Raw genomic sequence first — 15709 nt, forward strand, 5'->3', positions numbered from 1 at the left:
CACCGCGATGATCGCCCGCCGCCTGCTGCTTGGCGCCACGTTCGCTGCACCCACCATCGCCCGCGCGCAAGCGGTCTGGCCGACGCGACCGGTGCGCGTCGTCGTGCCCTTCCCGCCGGGCGGCTCCAACGACGTCATGGCCCGGCCGCTCGCCGAGCGCCTGCAATCCCGCTTCGGCCAGCCCTTCGTCGTCGAGAACCGCGGCGGTGCCAGCGGCTCGATCGGCGCGACGGCGGTGGCGCAGGCACCGGCGGACGGCCATACGCTGATGGTCACCTCCTCCTCCTTCGCCACCTCGGCGGTGCTGCAGAAGACCAGCTGGGACGCCGAACGCAGCTTCGATGCCGTCGCCATCCTGGCCCGCGCGCCCTACTACCTCCTGACTAACCCCGACTTCCCGCCGCGCGACGTGCAGTCGCTGGTCGCCTGGGCGAAGGCGCGGCCGGGCGCGGTGGATTACGGCTCCTCCGGCACCGGCGGGCTGAACCATGTGGTCAGCGAGTATTTCTGCCAGGCCGCCGGCATCCGCATGACCCATGTGCCCTACAAGGGCACCGCCCAGGCGGTGACCGACCTGATCGCCGGGACGATCCAGCTGGTCATCACCACCGTCGCCAGCGCCAATGCGGCGATCCGCGAGGGCCGCGTCAGGGTCATCGCCGCCGCTGCGCCGGGCGGGATGCTGCCGCCCGAGGTGCCGGCGGTGCGCACCGTGCGCGAGCAGGGCGTGGACTACGAGGCGGATATCTGGTGGGGCCTGCTGGCGCCGAAGAGCCTGCCGCCGCCGGTGCGCCGCGCCATCCATGCCGCGGTCACCGAGGCCCTGGCCGAGCCCTCGCTCCGCCGCATCTACGAGGCCGAGGGGGCCGTGCCGTCGCCCGGCCCCTACGATGAATTCGCCGCCGTCCTGCGCGCCGACATGGACCGCTGGCGCAAGGTGGCGGAGGCGGCGAACATACGGATCGAATGAACGGGACCACCATGCCGCACCGCCGCCATTTCGACCCCGCCGCCACCGGCGCCCTGCAGGGTGTCCGCGTCGTAGACCTCTCGCGCCTGGTCGCGGGCAACCTGCTGACCAAGGTGCTGGCCGACCACGGCGCCGAGGTGGTGAAGGTGGAGCCGCCCGAGGGCGACACGCTGCGCGCCTGGCGGATCAATGGCATCTCCACCACCTGGAAGACGCTGTCACGCAACAAGCTCTCGGTCTGCCTCGACCTGCGGAACCCGGAAGCGATCGCCGTGGTGAAGCGGATGGTCGCGGGCGCGGCGATGCTCGTCGAGAGCTTCCGCCCCGGCATCCTCGAAGTCATGGGCCTCTCGCCCGAGGTGCTGCTGGCGATCAACCCGGCGCTGGTGATCGTCCGTGTCAGCGGCTGGGGGCAGGACGGGCCCTACCGCCACAAGCCCGGCTTCGGCACCCTGGTCGAGGGCTATTCCGGCTTCGCCGCGGTGAACGGCTTCGCCGACCGCGAGCCGGTGCTGCCGCCGATGTACATGGCGGACGGCTATGCCGGGCTGTACGGCGCGGCGACCGCGATGATCGCGCTGCGTCACGCGGAAGCCATGGGGCAGGGGCAGGTGATCGACCTGACGCTCTTCGACCCGATCCACGTGATGATGGAGCCGCAGCACGCCAACTGGCAGTTGACCCGCCAGCCCAAGCCACGCACCGGCAGCCGCAGCACCAATGCCGTGCCGCGCAACGCCTACCGCACCAGCGACGGCGGCTGGGTCTGCCTTTCGGCCTCGACGCAGGGGATGACGGAGAAGCTGCTGCGGAGCATCGGGCGGGAGGAGCTGATCACCGACCCCCGCTTCCGCACCAATGCCGACCGCGTCCGCCATGGCGAAGAGCTGGACGCCATCATTGCCGGTTATATCGCGGCGCTCACACTCGAGCAGACGCTGGCGCATTTCGACAAGGCGGGCGTCACCATCGGCCCCATCATGGACGCCCAAATGCTGGAGCACGACCGCTACGTCGCCGAGCGCGAGGCGGTGATCGAGGTGCCGGACGATGAAATGCCGGGCGGCTGGCTGCCGATGCATGGCATGGTGCCGCGGCTGTCGGCGACGCCCGGCATCCTGGCCCGACCGGCGCCACAGATCGGCGAGCACAACGCGCAGATCCTGGCGCCGGTGCTGGGCGAGGCGGAGTACGAACGCCTCTGCAGGTCGGGTGTGGTGCGCGGCCCAGGCGATGCCTGAGCCGCGCGGGCCACGTCAGCCCTGCTTCAGCTTGCCGATGTTGTCCGGCGAAACACCGGCGAAGTTGTTCTGCAGCAGGTAGCGCGGGCTGGCGGCGATCCACCTGTCGAGGTCGATCTCCTCGAAGAGCGGGTTGTCCCAGGTCTGGACCATCTCGAGGTCCTCGGTCCCGGTGTTGCGGATGGCATGGCCGAAGCCCATCGGGATGTAGGCGACGTCACCCGGGCTGAACTCGGCGACCTTGCCGCGGCCGCCGGAGCCGAACATCGCGACCTGGCCCTTGCCCTTCAGGTAGTAGTGCCATTCGTTGGCATTGACGTTCCAGTGCAGCTTCCGCATCTCGCCGGGCTTCATCACCATGATCCCGCCGGACATGGTCTTCGAGGCCGGGAACTCCTCAATGGTCGCCAGGTAGAACTGGCCGCCCTCGAAGTCGCGCACAGCTCGGCGGTCCTGCAGCAGGCGGAACTTGTGAGTTGATTCACGCGGCCATGGCGCGTCCATCGCGTCCGAGACCGGGATCACCGGCCCGGCCTGGATATAGGTTTCGCCCTTCGGGAAGGCGTCGAAGATGTCGCGCGGCACGCCGAATTCCTTGGCCAGCATGTCCTTCGGCGTCACGTCCATCCAATCGGTGATGCTGAAGGTGCCGTGTTCCGAGAAGGCGCCGTTGTCGAAGGACAGGATGAAGTGGCAGGGCTCGTTGCCAATCGTCTGGATCGAATGGCCATGCCCCTTCTGGAAGTACCAGAGGTCGCCCGGCATGTAGTTGTTGATCTCGCTGGCGCCCGAGGGTTCCAACACCATGGTCTGGCAACGGCCGGAAATGACGAAGGCCCATTCGGCCGCGATCGCGTGCCAATGCAGCTCGCGCGAAGCGCCGGGATTGAGGAACATGTGGACGCCGGCGATCCCCTTGCTGATGGGGAACTGGTGGACCGTCGCCTCCTTTGCCCAGCCGCCGGAGGTGATCTTCGGCACGTTGCCGTCAAGCGAGAAGCGGAAATCCGGCATCGCCGCCACGTCCTTCGGGTCGTGATAGGCGACCTTGGCGCCCGCGGGCAACTGCACCGCCTGCCGGCCGAAGCCGCCCTCGCCCGGCTTGCCGTGATCATTGGCGGCGGCTTCCTGCGCCGCCTCCGCGATGTGCTCAAATGAAACGAGTCCGCTGGCGCCAACGGCGGCGGCGCCGAGCAGGGTACGCCTGTTGGATGATGGCATGAATACACCCCTTCCTGCAGTGCATCAGCCGCCACGGCGCCCCCCGGCACAGGCTTTTCCGCTTTTTGGCGGGGCACAGCCAGGCAAACGGGGCCGCCGCATCCCGGTTGCGATCGATGGAACCTCGTTCCCGCCTTGACGTTTTTCTTGCGCAACGCAAGAGGGGTGGGCCATGCGCCTGGACGGTGAACGCGAAAGCGAGAATGTCGAGGACCGCCGCGGCGGTGGCGGTGGCTTCGGCCGTGGTGGCATTCCGATCGGAGTCGCCGGCGGCGGGCTCGGGACGGTGGCGTTGGTGCTGCTGGCGCTGTTCTTCGGCGTCGATCCCCGCGTCATCCTTGGCGGCGGCGAGGAAGCCCCGCCGCAGAGTCAGGTGACGGAAAACCGCAGCGCCCCACCTGCGGGACAGGACGACGGCGCGCGCCGCTTCGTCTCCCAGGTGCTGGCGACGACCGAGGATGCCTGGTCCGACATTTTCCGCCGTGCCAATCGTCAGTACGAGCCGCCCAACCTGGTGCTCTTCAGTGGCGGCACGCAGAGCGCATGCGGCTTCGCCCAGACCGCGGTCGGCCCCTTCTATTGCCCGAACGACCGCAAGGTCTATCTCGACACCGCCTTCTTCCGCGACATGGAGCGCAAGCTCGGCGCGCCCGGCGAATTCGCCCGCGCCTATGTTATCGCGCATGAGGTCGGCCACCACGTGCAGAACCAGCTCGGCATCCTCGGCAAGGTCGACCGGGAGCGGCGCGGCATGGGCGAGACGGAATCGAATGCCCTGCAGGTCCGCATCGAGCTGCAGGCCGATTGCTTCGCCGGCATCTGGGCGAACCGGACCGAGCAGATGCGTCGGATCCTGGAGCCAGGCGATGTCGAATCCGGGATCGGTGCCGCTGCCGCGGTGGGCGACGACCGGCTGCAGCGCCGCGCGCAGGGATATGTGGTGCCCGAGAGCTTCACCCACGGCAGCTCCGCCCAGCGGGTGCGCTGGTTCCGCACCGGGCTTGAGAGCGGCGACATCCAGCGCTGTGACACTTTCGGCACAGACCGCCTGTGACGGAACGCTTTCGATGGTATCCCGTTAGGGGTGATGCAAGCAGGCGACCAGCCTGCGTGACCACCACACGGGAAAAAACAATGCGCAAGACGTTCCTCCGCCTGGCGCTGCTCGGCGCCGTTGCGGCTGTGCCGGCCTATGCCCAGACCTCGACGACGGCGCCGGACCGCACCGTGCCCGGTGCCGCCACCAATGACAGCACCCGACCCGGCGTGGCCGTGCCGGTGGTGCCGGAAACCCGCAGCGGTGCCACGACGCCGAACCGCGGTTCGGACAGCAATGCCGCCGCCCGCGTCGATGACGGCACGCGCACTGCGACGACGCCTGCGGCCGGCGCCAACAGCTTCACCGAGGGCCAAGCGAAGAGCCGTATCGAGGCCGCCGGCTTCACCAATGTTTCCGACCTGCAGAAGGACGATCAGGGCATCTGGCGCGGCAAGGCGCAGCAGGGCTCGCAGCAGGTGAGCGTCGCGCTCGACTACCAGGGCAACGTCGTCCCGAACGCCGGCCGCTGAACCAACAGACACGGAGTATTCCCATGGCGACCCGCACCATCGCACGTCTTTTCGATAGCTATTCGGACGCTTCGTCCGCCGTGCGCGACCTGGAAGCTGCCGGCTTCCAGCGTGACGACATTAGCCTGATCGCCAACCGCGGCGAGGACGGCACCACCACGACCACGACCGGCGACACCACCGAGGAGACCAGCAGCGGCGCCGGCACCGGCGCCACGCTCGGTACCTTGGTCGGCGGCGGCGCCGGACTGCTCGCCGGGCTCGGCGCGCTGGCCATCCCGGGGCTTGGCCCGATCGTCGCCGCGGGCTGGCTGGTCGCAGCCGTCACCGGCGCTGGCGTCGGCGCGGCAGCGGGTGGCCTGCTCGGCGCGCTCACCGGCTCCGGCCTTTCCGAGGAGGAGAGCCATGTCTACGCCGAGGGCGTCCGCCGCGGCGGCAACCTGGTGACCGTGCGCGTCGACGAGAGCCGGTCGGCCGAGGTCGAGTCCATCATGCAGCGGCACAATGCCGCCACCGCGGAGACGCGGGGTGCGGACTATCGCGCCGGCGGCTGGACCGGCTACGACGGGGCGGCCGATCCGAGCAGCGGGCTTGGCACTGCGGCCGGCGTCGGCACCACCACGGCGGCGGCGCAGATGGGTACCCGGACGGGGACGGGCACCCGCACCGACGCATCCCTGGTCGGCGGCGCGCCCGACGGCACTCCGGGCAACCCGCCGGGCACCATGCTCTCGCGCGGCGCCGACGACGTGCTGGGCACCAACATGAGCGGCGCGCGGCCGGAGAATGAGTCGCATACCGCGACGGGCGGCAGTCTCGGCAGCACCACGCGCTCGACCAGCGCGCCGGACGGCACGCCGGGCAACCCGCCGGGGACCAAGCTCTCACGTGCAGCGGACGACGCCCTCGGGACCAACGTGAGCGGGGCGCGGCCGCAGAACGAGACGCGGGGCACCAGCGGCCTCGGCAGCAGCGCTCCGGACGGCACCCCGGGCAACCCCCCAGGCACCAAGCTCTCGCGCGGGGTGGATGAGGTCGCCGGCACCAATGTCAGCGGCGCACATCCGGAGAACGAGGCGAAGGGCGCGACCGGCAATACCACGCCGGGCACCGCGACGGGCGGCGTGACGGGCAACCCGCGCCGCTGAGACTAGGCCGTGGCTACCGGGCGCGTGCGAGCAATCGCCGCGCCCGTTCCACGACCGGTTCGTCGATCATGTCGCCCTCGAAGCTGACCGCCCCGAGACCTTGGGCGAGCGCTGCCTCGAAGGCCTCGACCATGCGCCGCGCGCGATCGAGATCCTCCGGCCGGGTACCGTATTCCTCGTTGACGACCGGCACCTGCGCAGGGTGCACGCAGCTGGCACAGGCGAAGCCGAGCGCGCGCGACCGCTGCAGCATGGCGCGGTAGCCATCCAGGTCGGAGATGCCGGCCACCGTGCCAACGAAGCCGAGGGGCAGCACGCCGGCCGCCCGCGCCGCCACCACCGCCAGCATTTTCGGGACATAAAGCGCATCCGGCGTCGGCTCCATGCCGAGGTCGGTCGCCAAGTCCTCGCCACCTGCGCCGAGCGCGACCAGCCGCTCATCCGCCCGGGCAATTGCCTCCATCACCGTCAGCGCCGCCGCGGTCTCGACCAGGCCGATGAAGCGGGTGCGGCCGACCCGGACGCCATGGGCGGTTTCGGCTTCCGCGGTGAGCTCCGCGAGCAGTCGGACATGGTCGGGGCCCATCAGCTTGGTCAGCACCAGGACCTCGGCGCCGGCGCCGACCGCGGCATCGATGTCGGGCAGTGCCATGCGCAGCGGCCGGTTGATTCGGACGCAGACCTCGGCGCCCGATTGCCGGACCATCGGCACCGCCTTGGCCAGCGCAGCGCGCGCTGCCGGCTTCTCGGACGGGGCGACCGCGTCCTCAAGGTCGAGGATGATCGCGTCGGCGCCGCGGGTATGGGCCTTCGCCACGAAGCTTTCGCGGGTGGCCGGAACATAGAGGAGGGACCGCCAGGTCGGGAGCTTGCGCATCGGACGAGGCTAGCGCGGCCGGGCAGCGCCGCGAAGCGGCAGGGCAGGTGGCAATTGCCCAATCTTTCAAGAGCCTGAGGATCGAATACCCGCGCCTTGCCGACCGAGGGGCGGTCTGGACTTGGCCGGCGGGCGCTGTAGACATGCCTGTCGAGAGAGGCGCCAAGAGGGATCAACGGCATGGCCACCGAGGAATTCGACGTCATCGTTGTCGGCGGCGGCAATGCCGCCTTCTGCGCCGCGCTCTCGGCCCAGGAGCAGGGCGCCCGGGTGGTCGTGCTGGAACGCGCGCCGGAGGAGGAATGCGGCGGCAATACCCGCTTTACCGCGGGCAATATCCGCTTTGCCTATCGCGGCGTGGACGACCTGAAGGAGATCATGCCGGACCTCACGGAGGCCGAGATCGCCATCACTGATTTCGGCACCTATACCGAAGACCAGTTCTTCGACGACATGTTCCGCGTTACCCGCAACCGCACCGACCCGGATCTCTGCGAGATCCTGGTTCGCCGCAGCTTCGAGACGATGAAGTGGCTGCGCGGCAAGGGCGTGCGCTTCGTGCCGATCTGGGGCCAACAGGCCTTCAAGATCGACGGCAGGTTCAAGTTCTGGGGCGGCCTGACCGTCGCCGCCTGGGGCGGCGGCCCCGGCCTGGTGCAGGCGGAAACGGAAGCGGCGAAGAAGCGCGGCGTCGAGATCCGCTACGCCACGCGGGCGCAGAGGATCCTCTATGACGGATTCAAGGTCGAGGGCGTGCAGGTGAAGTCGCCCGGCCGCATCTACGACATCAAGGCGCCGAGCGTCATCCTGGCGGCCGGCGGCTTTCAGGGCGATGCCGAGATGCGCACCCGCTACCTCGGTCCGGGCTGGGAACTGGCCAAGGTGCGCGGCACCCGCTTCAACACCGGCGACGGCATCAAGATGGCGCTCGACATCGGCGCTTCGCCTTTCGGCAACTACTCCGGCTGCCACGCGGTGCAGTGGGATTTCAACGCGCCGGAATACGGCGACCTCGCGGTCGGCGACGCCTTCCAGAAGCACAGCTACCCGTGGTCGGTCCTGATCAACGCGAATGGCCGCCGCTTCTTGGATGAGGGTGCCGACTTCCGCAACTACACCTATGCCAAGTACGGCCGCGTGGTGCTGGAGCAGCCCGGCAACTTCGCCTGGCAGGTCTTCGACCAGAAGGTCGCCAAGCAGCTGCGCGACGAGTACCGCATCAAGCAGGTGACCAAGGTGCGGGCCGACACGCTGGAGGAGCTGGCGGGCAAGCTGGAAGGCGTCGACGGCAAGGCCTTCCTGGAAGAGATCCGCGCCTACAACGCCGCGGTGAAGCAGGACGTGCCGTTCAACCCGAACATCAAGGACGGCCGCTGCACCGAAGGCCTGGCGGTGAACAAGTCCAACTGGGCCAACACCATCGATGAAGGCCCCTTCGAGGCCTACCAGGTCGGCTGCGGCATCACCTTCACCTTCGGTGGCCTGCGGATCGACACCGAGGCGCGGGTGCTGGATGCCGACCAGCAGCCGATCACCGGCCTTTATGCGGCCGGCGAGCTGGTTGGCGGCGTCTTCTACTTCAACTATCCCGGCGGGTCTGGTCTCATCAACGGCTCGGTTTTCGGCAAGCTGGCCGGCGCCACTGCGGTGGCCGACCAAAAGGCCAATGCCGGCGGCCTGGCGGCGCCCGTCCCGGCCTGAAGCTGGCGGGCGCGCGCGCTGCGCGCCCCCTATTCGGGCTTGATGTTGGCGGCCTTCACCACCGGGGCCCAGCGGTCGTATTCAGCGCGGACGAAGCGCGCGGTCTCGGCCGGGTCCATCCAGATCGGCTCGCTTCCCATGTCGGCCAGTCGCTGCCGCGTCCCCGGCACCTCCATGATCTCGCGCAGCGCCGGCGCGAGCTTTTCTATCACCACGGCCGGGGTCCCCTTCGGCGCGAAGAGCCCGGTCCAGGACCGCACGGCGTAGTCCGGCACGCCCTGTTCCTGCACAGTCGGAATCTCCGGCCGGCTGCGGACGCGCTCCGCCGAGCCGACGGCGATGATCCGCACCTGCCCGGCCGAGGCGGGGCCGAAGACGGTCGGCAGGTTCAGCACCACCATCGGCACGGTGTCCGAGATCAGGTCGGCGATCGCCTGGCCGCCGCCGCGATAGGGCACGTGAGTCAGCTCGATTCCGGTCCGCATCCGCAGCAGCTCACCCGCCAAGTGGTTGGAGGAGCCGACGCCGGAGGAGCCGAAGCTGATGCCGCCCTTGGTCCGGCGGGCCTTCCCGATCAGTTCCTGCAGGGTGGTCACGCCGAAGGCGTTGGAGACGGCGATGACGTTCGGCACGTCGACCAGCATGCAGACTGGCACCAGCGCATCCTGCACGTCGTAGCCGAGGCTCGGTGCGATCAGTGGGTGGAAGACGTGGTTGGAGGCAGAGGAGACGAGCAGCGTCTGCCCGTCCGGCCTGGCCCGCACCGCCTGTCCCATGCCGAGGCTGCCGCCGCCGCCCGGCCGGTTCTCCACCACGAAGGGCTGGCCGAAGCGGGCTTCCAGCGCCGGGGCCAGCAGCCGCGCGGCGACGTCGTTCGAGCCACCGGGCGCCCAGGGTACGATCAGAGTGACGGGGCGGCTGGGCCAAGCGTCCTGGGCCCCGGCGCCGCGGCCGAGCAGCAGGGCGGGGGAGGCGAGCAGCGCCGCCCGGCGGCCGAGACGATGCATTCGATCTTCCTCCCGTTTTCCGGTCCGGCTTGCGCTATAGAGCCGGGCAGCACGGTGTTGAAAGGGTGGCGGCGGAGATGCGCGGCTGGGCAGCTGGAATGATGGTCGGCGCCCTGGCGCTCAGCAGTTGCGGGTCACGCTCGACCGGGGTGGTGGAGGGCGCGGACGGCCTGCTGAACCTGACGGTCAGCGGCCCGAGCCTGGCAGCGGCGACCGAACGCGGGCTGCATGACGCCACGGCGCATTGCGCGGGGCAGGGCCGGCAAACCCAGATCCTTGGCACGCAGATGGGGCGGGACGACTATCGACTGGCCTTTCGTTGCACCGGCCGAATCCCTGTGCCAGGGGCAGCGCCGGTCGCCACCGTGCCCCCGGCTGCGCCGCAGATGGTGCTGCTGCGACCGGAAATGGCCCCGGTGCTGAGCGAAGGCATCGACCGCCGCCCCATGGCTCTGCCGCCGCCGCAGGCAACTCTGTCGCAGCAGTCTCCCGCCGCGTCCGCCATGATCCTGCTGCAGCCGGCGAAGGCGCCGGGGCTGGGCAGCGAGGGCCTCGACCGCCGCGCCGATCCGCAGGTCAAGGCTGCGCCGGCCGAGCCCAGGCCGGTCCGGCTTCCGCCGATCGCCTCGCCGCTGCCGAGGGTGTCCGCTTTCCCGCCGACGCTGGAACTGCCACCTGTCGCGGCCACCGTGCCGCTCTCGACCCCGCCGAGCCGTCTCCTGGCCCTGCCGCCGCCGGCACCGAGCCTGCCTCCTGGCGCGGCGCCGCTCCTCGCGCCCTTGGCCACCGCCATGACCCCGCCGCCGCTCATCGGACCGGTCGGCCCTGGGCGCGACTAACCGCCGGCGCCGGCTTCAGCCCTTGAACAGGCTGAGCAGGGATTGCGGCGCCTGGTTGGCGATGCCGAGTGCCTGGGTGCCAAGCTGCTGGCGGATCTGCAGCGCCTGCAGCCGCGCGCTTTCCTTCGCCATGTCGGTATCGACCAACGCGCCGAGGCCGCTTTCCTGCGCGTCCAGGATCGACTTGTTGTAGGTGATCTGATTGTCGATGTAGTTCGCGTAGGAGCCGAAATTGTTGAGCTGGGTAAGGGTATTGGTGATTGCCGCCCCGACCGCGCCGGTCGCCGTCAGCGCCGCCGCCGCATCGCCCGCCGTCCAGGTATCTGCCCCGGACACGGCGTTGAAGACCTGCGCCTGCGCCGAGTAGCTGCTGAAGCTGTAATAGGTGCCGCTGCCGCTGGTGATGACCCTCACCGCCGTGGCGCTCGCGTCGTCCAGGATGTTGAGTCCGTTGTAGCTGGCGTCCTGGATGAAGGCCTGGACGTTGTTGGTCAGTTGCTTCGCCTGCGACTGGTACTGGGTGCGCTGCTCGGCGGTGATGGTGCCGTCGGCGAGCTTGACGGTGATCTCCTTCAGCTTCTGCAGGGTGGTGGAGACGTTCTGCAACGCCGAATTGGTGACCTCCAGCAGGCCCTTCACGCCGCCGAGCTGCTGGTTGGCGGAGTTGGTCGCCGCCATGTCGCCGCGGATGCGTTCCGCGACCGCATAGGCAGCGCCGTCGTCCCGGGCATCCGCGACGCGGTAGCCGGTGGAGATCCGCTTCTGGGTTGCCGAAAGCTCGTCCGCGGTACGGTTGAGGGACTGCAGCGCGACCATCGCGCCGACGTTGGTGTTCACGGAATTCAACGGCATGGAGATTTTCCCCGTGGCGACGGCCCGATCCTGGGCCAGAAGCTGTAGGATCGCGCGGTGGGGTTAAGACGCAGTTAAGCAAAACCCCTCATTTCCAAAGCTGTAGCGCGCTCGTACCGTTGAACTCCCTTGAAGTTGACTTCACTCAGGGTTCAATTACAGAGCGTGTCAGAGGCGGGCAAACCGCCTCTGCGGCTCCAGACATCAAGCCTGATTGCGATCGAAACCAGCTGACGGGGGTTGACCGGTGCTCGCGCGACAGACGACTGAGACGGGTATGAGCGATGGCGACCGACACTTCGGCAAGCTGATATCAGGCAACTTCACCGCGACCCGTCTCGCGGTGCCGGGCCCGGTCCTGATCACGCCGCGGCGCTTCGGCGACCATCGCGGCTTCTTCCTGGAAACCTACAGCACGCGCGACTTCGCTGCGCTCGGCATCCCGGACGTCTTCGTGCAGGACAACCATTCGCTGTCGGCGAAGCCCGGGACGATCCGCGGCATGCATTTCCAGTTGCCGCCGCATGCCCAGGCGAAGCTGGTTCGCGTGTTGCGCGGAGCCATCCTTGACGTGGCGGTCGATATCCGCCGGTCCTCGCCCAGCTTCGGCCGGCACGTCGCGGTCGAGCTGACCGCCGAGAATGCGCGGCAGCTGTTCATCCCGGCCGGCTTCGCGCATGGTTTCTGCACGCTCGCCCCGGATACCGAGGTCGCCTATAAGGTGACCGATCTCTACGCCCCGGACTGCGATCGCGGCATCGCCTGGGACGATCCCGACTTGGCGCTGCCCTGGCCATTCGACCCGGCCGCGGTGGAGCTGTCCGACAAGGACCGGCGCGCCCCGCGCCTGCGCGACCTGCCGACCGTCTTCGACTGAGGCCCAGACCCATGCGTATCCTGGTCACCGGCGGTGCCGGCTTCATCGGCTCGGCCGTCACCCGGCTCCTCGCGCAGCAGCGCGGCGCCACGGTGCTGGTGGTGGACAAGCTCACCTATGCCGGCGACCGCCGCTCGATCCGCGACTGCGAGGGGAAGCACGGCTTCCAGTTCCTCGAGGCCGATATCTGCGACCTGCCGCGGATGCGCGCGGCGATGGCCGAGTTCCGCCCCGACGCGGTAATGCACTTGGCGGCCGAGAGCCATGTCGACCGCTCCATCACCGGCGCGGCCGACTTCATCCAGACCAACATCCACGGCACCTTCTGCATGCTGGAGGCGGCGCGGGCCTACCACGCTTCGCTCGACGGCGCGGCGAAGGCGACCTTCCGCTTCCACCACATCTCGACCGACGAGGTCTTCGGCTCGCTCGGCCCGACCGGCGCGTTCTCGGAGACCACGGCCTACGATCCGCGCTCGCCCTATTCGGCCAGCAAGGCTTCGTCCGACCACCTGGTGCGCGCCTGGCACGAGACCTACGGGCTGCCGGTGCTGGTCACCAACTGCTCGAATAATTACGGCCCCTACCACTTCCCCGAGAAGCTGATCCCGCTGGTCATCCTCAACGCGCTCGAGGGCCGCGACCTGCCCGTCTATGGCGATGGCAGCAACATACGCGACTGGCTGCATGTCGAGGACCACGCACGCGCCCTGGTGACGGTGGTCGAGCGCGGCCGGGTCGGCGAGACCTACTGCATTGGCGGGCGGGCCGAGCGGCGCAACCTGGCGGTGGTCGAGACCATCTGCGACGTGCTGGACCAGCGCCGGCCGGCGGTGCGGCCGCGGCGGGAGCTGATCCGCTTCGTCACCGACCGCCCCGGTCACGATCAGCGCTACGCCATCGACTGCAGCAAGATCGAGCGCGAGCTCGGCTGGCGCCAGCAGGAGAGCTTCGAGAGCGGCATCGCCGGCACCATCGACTGGTACCTGGCGAATGACTGGTGGTGGCGGCCGCTGCGGGAGGGCAAATACACCGGCGAGCGGCTGGGCCTGCTTCCCGCGAAGGCGGGTTGATGCGGGTCCTCGTCATCGGCCGCACCGGCCAGATCGCCACCGAGCTGCTGCCGCGCCTCGCCGCGGCCGGGCACGACCCACTCGCGCTGGAACCGCCTGATTTCGACCTGACGGATGCCGCCCAGGTCGCAGGCGCCTTCGAGCGCTTCCGGCCGGAGGCGGTGGTGAACTGTGCCGCCTATACCGCGGTCGACAAGGCGGAGGAGCAGCGCGCCATGGCCTTCGCGGTCAATGCGACCGGCCCGCGCCTGCTGGGCGAGGCGGCGGCCGGCGCCGGCATTCCCGTGATCCACTACTCCACCGACTACGTCTTCGACGGCGCCAAGGACACCCCTTATGCCGAGACCGATGCGCCTGACCCGGTTGGCGCTTATGGCGCCTCGAAGCTGGCGGGGGAGCTGCTGCTGCACCTGGCGCAGCCGCGCAGCGTGACGCTCCGCACCGCCTGGGTCTGCTCGCCGCATGGGGGAAATTTCGTCAAGACCATGCTGCGCTTCGGGAAGGAGCGCCCGGAGATGCGCGTGGTTGCCGACCAGCACGGCGCGCCGACCTTCGCCGCCGACCTCGCCGATGCCGCTGTCACGCTGCTGCCGCGCCTGGCTTCCGCGCCGGCCGGCGACCCGGTCTTCGGCGTCACCCACCTGACCGGCGCACCCTACACCACCTGGCACGGCTTTGCCGAGGCGATCTTCGCGGCGGCGGCCCGGCGCGGCCAGCCGGCACCGAAGCTTACCGCCATCGGCACGGCGGACTACCCGACGCCGGCCCGCCGTCCCACCAATTCCCGGCTCGACTGCAGCCGCGCCGCGGCCGTGCTCGGTATCCCGCCGGCCGACTGGCGCGAAGGGCTCGAACGCTGCCTCGACCAATTGATGAAGGATCCCGCGGCATGAAGGGTATCGTCCTCGCCGGTGGCAGCGGCACCCGGCTCTATCCGGCGACGCTTGCCGTCTCCAAGCAGCTGCTGCCGGTCTACGACAAGCCGATGGTCTACTACCCGCTGTCCGTCCTGATGCTGGCCGGCATCCGCGAGATCATGATCATCTCGACGCCGCATGACATGCCGCTGTTCCAGCGCCTGCTGGGCGATGGCAGCCAATGGGGCATCAAACTCGAATACCAGATCCAGGAGAAGCCGAACGGCATCGCCATGGCGCTGGTGCTGGCCGAGGAATTCCTCGCCGGCGGTCCCTCTGCCCTCGTACTGGGCGACAACATCTTCCACGGCCATGAGCTCGACAACCGCATGGCGGATGCGGTGGCGGACAAGGGCGCCGCCGTCTTCGCCTATCGCGTCGCCGACCCCGAACGATACGGCGTCGCCGAATTCGATGCCGCGGGCCGCGCCCTGTCGCTCGAGGAGAAGCCGGCCAAGCCGAAATCTGATTGGGCGGTGACAGGCCTCTATTTCTACGATGGTCGCGCGCCGCAGATCGCCCGCAACCTCGCCCCCTCGGCACGGGGCGAATACGAGATCACCGATCTCAACAAGGTCTATCTCGAGGAAGGCACGCTGCGCGTGGCACGGCTCGGCCGCGGCTATGCCTGGCTCGACACCGGCACGCATGACAGCATGCTGGAAGCCGGCGAATTCGTCCGGGCGATCGAGAAGCGCACCGGCCAGAAGGTTGCCTCGCCGGAGGAAGTGGCCTGGCGCAAGGGCTTCATCACCGACGCCCAGTTGCTGGAGGTGGCCAAGCCGCTCCGCAACAGTGGCTATGGCCGCTATCTGGAATCGCTGCTGCAGCACGCCCACGGCTAAGTCTCGCCGGGGGGCTTCGCTCAGGCCGCCGCCTCGGCCGGGGCAGCAGGGCGCAGGCAGCTTGGCGGCAGGCGGATGGCGCAGCGCATCCCCGTTGACGTCCAGTCCCGCGCGATGCGGCCGCCGAGCTGATCCTGCACCGTCGTTTCCAGGATGCGCGAGCCGATACTGTGCGGCGGCGGCGGCGGTGGCGGCCCGTCCGGCGCAGCGGCCAGGCTTTCCGCCCAGACCAGCTCGAGCCAGCCGGCCGGGGCCACGTTCCAGTCGATCGTCAGCGTCCCGCCGGGTTGCGCCAGCGCGCCATGGCGCGACGCATTGCTCGCCAATTCGTGCAGCACCATCGCCAGCGGCTGGGTGGCGACCGAGGCCAGCATCACCGGCGGCCCGGAGAGCTGCAGCGCCGTGTTCGGCGCGGGATGGCGGCCAAGCTCGGATTCCACCAGGCGCCGTAGCCCGACGCCCTGCCAGCGCGTCTGGGCCAGCAGGGTATGCGCACGCGCCAGGACGGCGATGCGCGCCTCGACCCGCGGCAGGAAGCTGTCGGCATCCTCGGTCCGGGTCAGCCGCAGCAG

General features: G+C 69.4%; 16 protein-coding genes. 11 read left to right on the forward strand and 5 right to left on the reverse strand.

Annotated features, from left to right (window positions below):
- Nucleotides 1–7 precede the first annotated feature (7 nt).
- Complete coding sequence (locus E2C06_RS08415; protein ID WP_133288156.1) at nt 8–970, forward strand: Bug family tripartite tricarboxylate transporter substrate binding protein; 963 nt, start codon at nt 8–10, stop codon at nt 968–970.
- An 11-nt stretch (nt 971–981) separates the two neighbouring features.
- A complete protein-coding gene (locus E2C06_RS08420; RefSeq protein ID WP_241671175.1) occupies nt 982–2211 on the forward strand; it encodes a CaiB/BaiF CoA transferase family protein in 1230 nt (409 codons plus the stop codon).
- A gap of 15 nt (nt 2212–2226) precedes the next feature.
- Here E2C06_RS08420 and E2C06_RS08425 read toward each other — a convergent pair whose 3' ends face one another.
- Nucleotides 2227–3432: a cupin domain-containing protein gene (locus E2C06_RS08425; protein ID WP_133288158.1), complete on the reverse strand. Its 1206-nt coding sequence runs from the start codon at nt 3430–3432 to the stop codon at nt 2227–2229.
- Nucleotides 3433–3604: 172 nt separating this feature from the next.
- Between E2C06_RS08425 and ypfJ the strand changes: the two genes are divergently transcribed.
- The 3 genes from ypfJ to E2C06_RS38470 all read left to right on the forward strand — a co-directional run bounded on the left by ypfJ (nt 3605) and on the right by E2C06_RS38470 (nt 6149).
- Nucleotides 3605–4486: a KPN_02809 family neutral zinc metallopeptidase gene (gene ypfJ, locus E2C06_RS08430; RefSeq protein ID WP_133288159.1), complete on the forward strand. Its 882-nt coding sequence runs from the start codon at nt 3605–3607 to the stop codon at nt 4484–4486.
- 80 nt (nt 4487–4566) lie between these two features.
- The gene (locus E2C06_RS08435) at nt 4567–5001 is read left to right on the forward strand and encodes a hypothetical protein (RefSeq protein ID WP_206664476.1); all 435 of its coding nucleotides are present in this window, start codon (nt 4567–4569) and stop codon (nt 4999–5001) included.
- Between the two features lie 23 nt (nt 5002–5024).
- On the forward strand, nt 5025–6149 hold the full coding sequence (locus E2C06_RS38470) for a general stress protein (RefSeq protein WP_193560436.1): 1125 nt from the start codon (nt 5025–5027) through the stop codon (nt 6147–6149).
- A 13-nt stretch (nt 6150–6162) separates the two neighbouring features.
- On the opposite strand, the gene E2C06_RS08445 is transcribed toward E2C06_RS38470, so the two are convergent.
- Nucleotides 6163–7026 carry an HpcH/HpaI aldolase/citrate lyase family protein gene (locus tag E2C06_RS08445; protein ID WP_133288160.1) on the reverse strand — a complete coding sequence of 288 codons (864 nt, stop codon included), beginning with the start codon at nt 7024–7026 and terminating at the stop codon, nt 6163–6165.
- Between the two features lie 180 nt (nt 7027–7206).
- Between E2C06_RS08445 and tcuA the strand changes: the two genes are divergently transcribed.
- Complete coding sequence (gene tcuA, locus E2C06_RS08450) at nt 7207–8727, forward strand: FAD-dependent tricarballylate dehydrogenase TcuA (protein ID WP_133288161.1); 1521 nt, start codon at nt 7207–7209, stop codon at nt 8725–8727.
- A gap of 29 nt (nt 8728–8756) precedes the next feature.
- Here the strand turns inward: tcuA and E2C06_RS08455 are convergent, their stop codons facing one another.
- Nucleotides 8757–9734 carry a Bug family tripartite tricarboxylate transporter substrate binding protein gene (locus E2C06_RS08455; RefSeq protein ID WP_133288162.1) on the reverse strand — a complete coding sequence of 326 codons (978 nt, stop codon included), beginning with the start codon at nt 9732–9734 and terminating at the stop codon, nt 8757–8759.
- Nucleotides 9735–9811: 77 nt separating this feature from the next.
- On the opposite strand from E2C06_RS08455, the gene E2C06_RS08460 reads away from it, so the two are divergent.
- Entirely contained in the window at nt 9812–10573 is a 762-nt protein-coding gene (locus E2C06_RS08460) for a hypothetical protein (RefSeq protein ID WP_133288163.1), read from the forward strand.
- Nucleotides 10574–10588: 15 nt separating this feature from the next.
- Here the strand turns inward: E2C06_RS08460 and E2C06_RS39215 are convergent, their stop codons facing one another.
- On the reverse strand, nt 10589–11425 hold the full coding sequence (locus E2C06_RS39215) for a flagellin (protein ID WP_133288164.1): 837 nt from the start codon (nt 11423–11425) through the stop codon (nt 10589–10591).
- Between the two features lie 277 nt (nt 11426–11702).
- On the opposite strand from E2C06_RS39215, the gene rfbC reads away from it, so the two are divergent.
- From rfbC to rfbA, 4 genes are read left to right on the forward strand one after another with little or no spacing between them, the layout of a single operon-like run.
- Nucleotides 11703–12302, forward strand: a complete 600-nt coding sequence (rfbC, locus tag E2C06_RS08470) for a dTDP-4-dehydrorhamnose 3,5-epimerase (RefSeq protein WP_133288165.1) — start codon at nt 11703–11705, stop codon at nt 12300–12302.
- Nucleotides 12303–12313: 11 nt separating this feature from the next.
- Nucleotides 12314–13375, forward strand: a complete 1062-nt coding sequence (gene rfbB / locus E2C06_RS08475; RefSeq protein ID WP_133288166.1) for a dTDP-glucose 4,6-dehydratase — start codon at nt 12314–12316, stop codon at nt 13373–13375.
- Nucleotides 13375–14268 carry a dTDP-4-dehydrorhamnose reductase gene (gene rfbD, locus E2C06_RS08480; RefSeq protein ID WP_133288167.1) on the forward strand — a complete coding sequence of 298 codons (894 nt, stop codon included), beginning with the start codon at nt 13375–13377 and terminating at the stop codon, nt 14266–14268. The genes rfbB and rfbD overlap by 1 nt, the downstream gene beginning before the upstream one ends.
- The gene (gene rfbA / locus E2C06_RS08485) at nt 14265–15137 is read left to right on the forward strand and encodes a glucose-1-phosphate thymidylyltransferase RfbA (RefSeq protein ID WP_133288168.1); all 873 of its coding nucleotides are present in this window, start codon (nt 14265–14267) and stop codon (nt 15135–15137) included. The genes rfbD and rfbA overlap by 4 nt, the downstream gene beginning before the upstream one ends.
- Before the next feature lie 20 nt (nt 15138–15157).
- Here rfbA and E2C06_RS08490 read toward each other — a convergent pair whose 3' ends face one another.
- Complete coding sequence (locus tag E2C06_RS08490) at nt 15158–15709, reverse strand: sensor histidine kinase (RefSeq protein WP_133288169.1); 552 nt, start codon at nt 15707–15709, stop codon at nt 15158–15160.

The organism is Dankookia rubra, assembly GCF_004355005.1.
Lineage (GTDB): Bacteria > Pseudomonadota > Alphaproteobacteria > Acetobacterales > Acetobacteraceae > Paracraurococcus > Paracraurococcus ruber_A.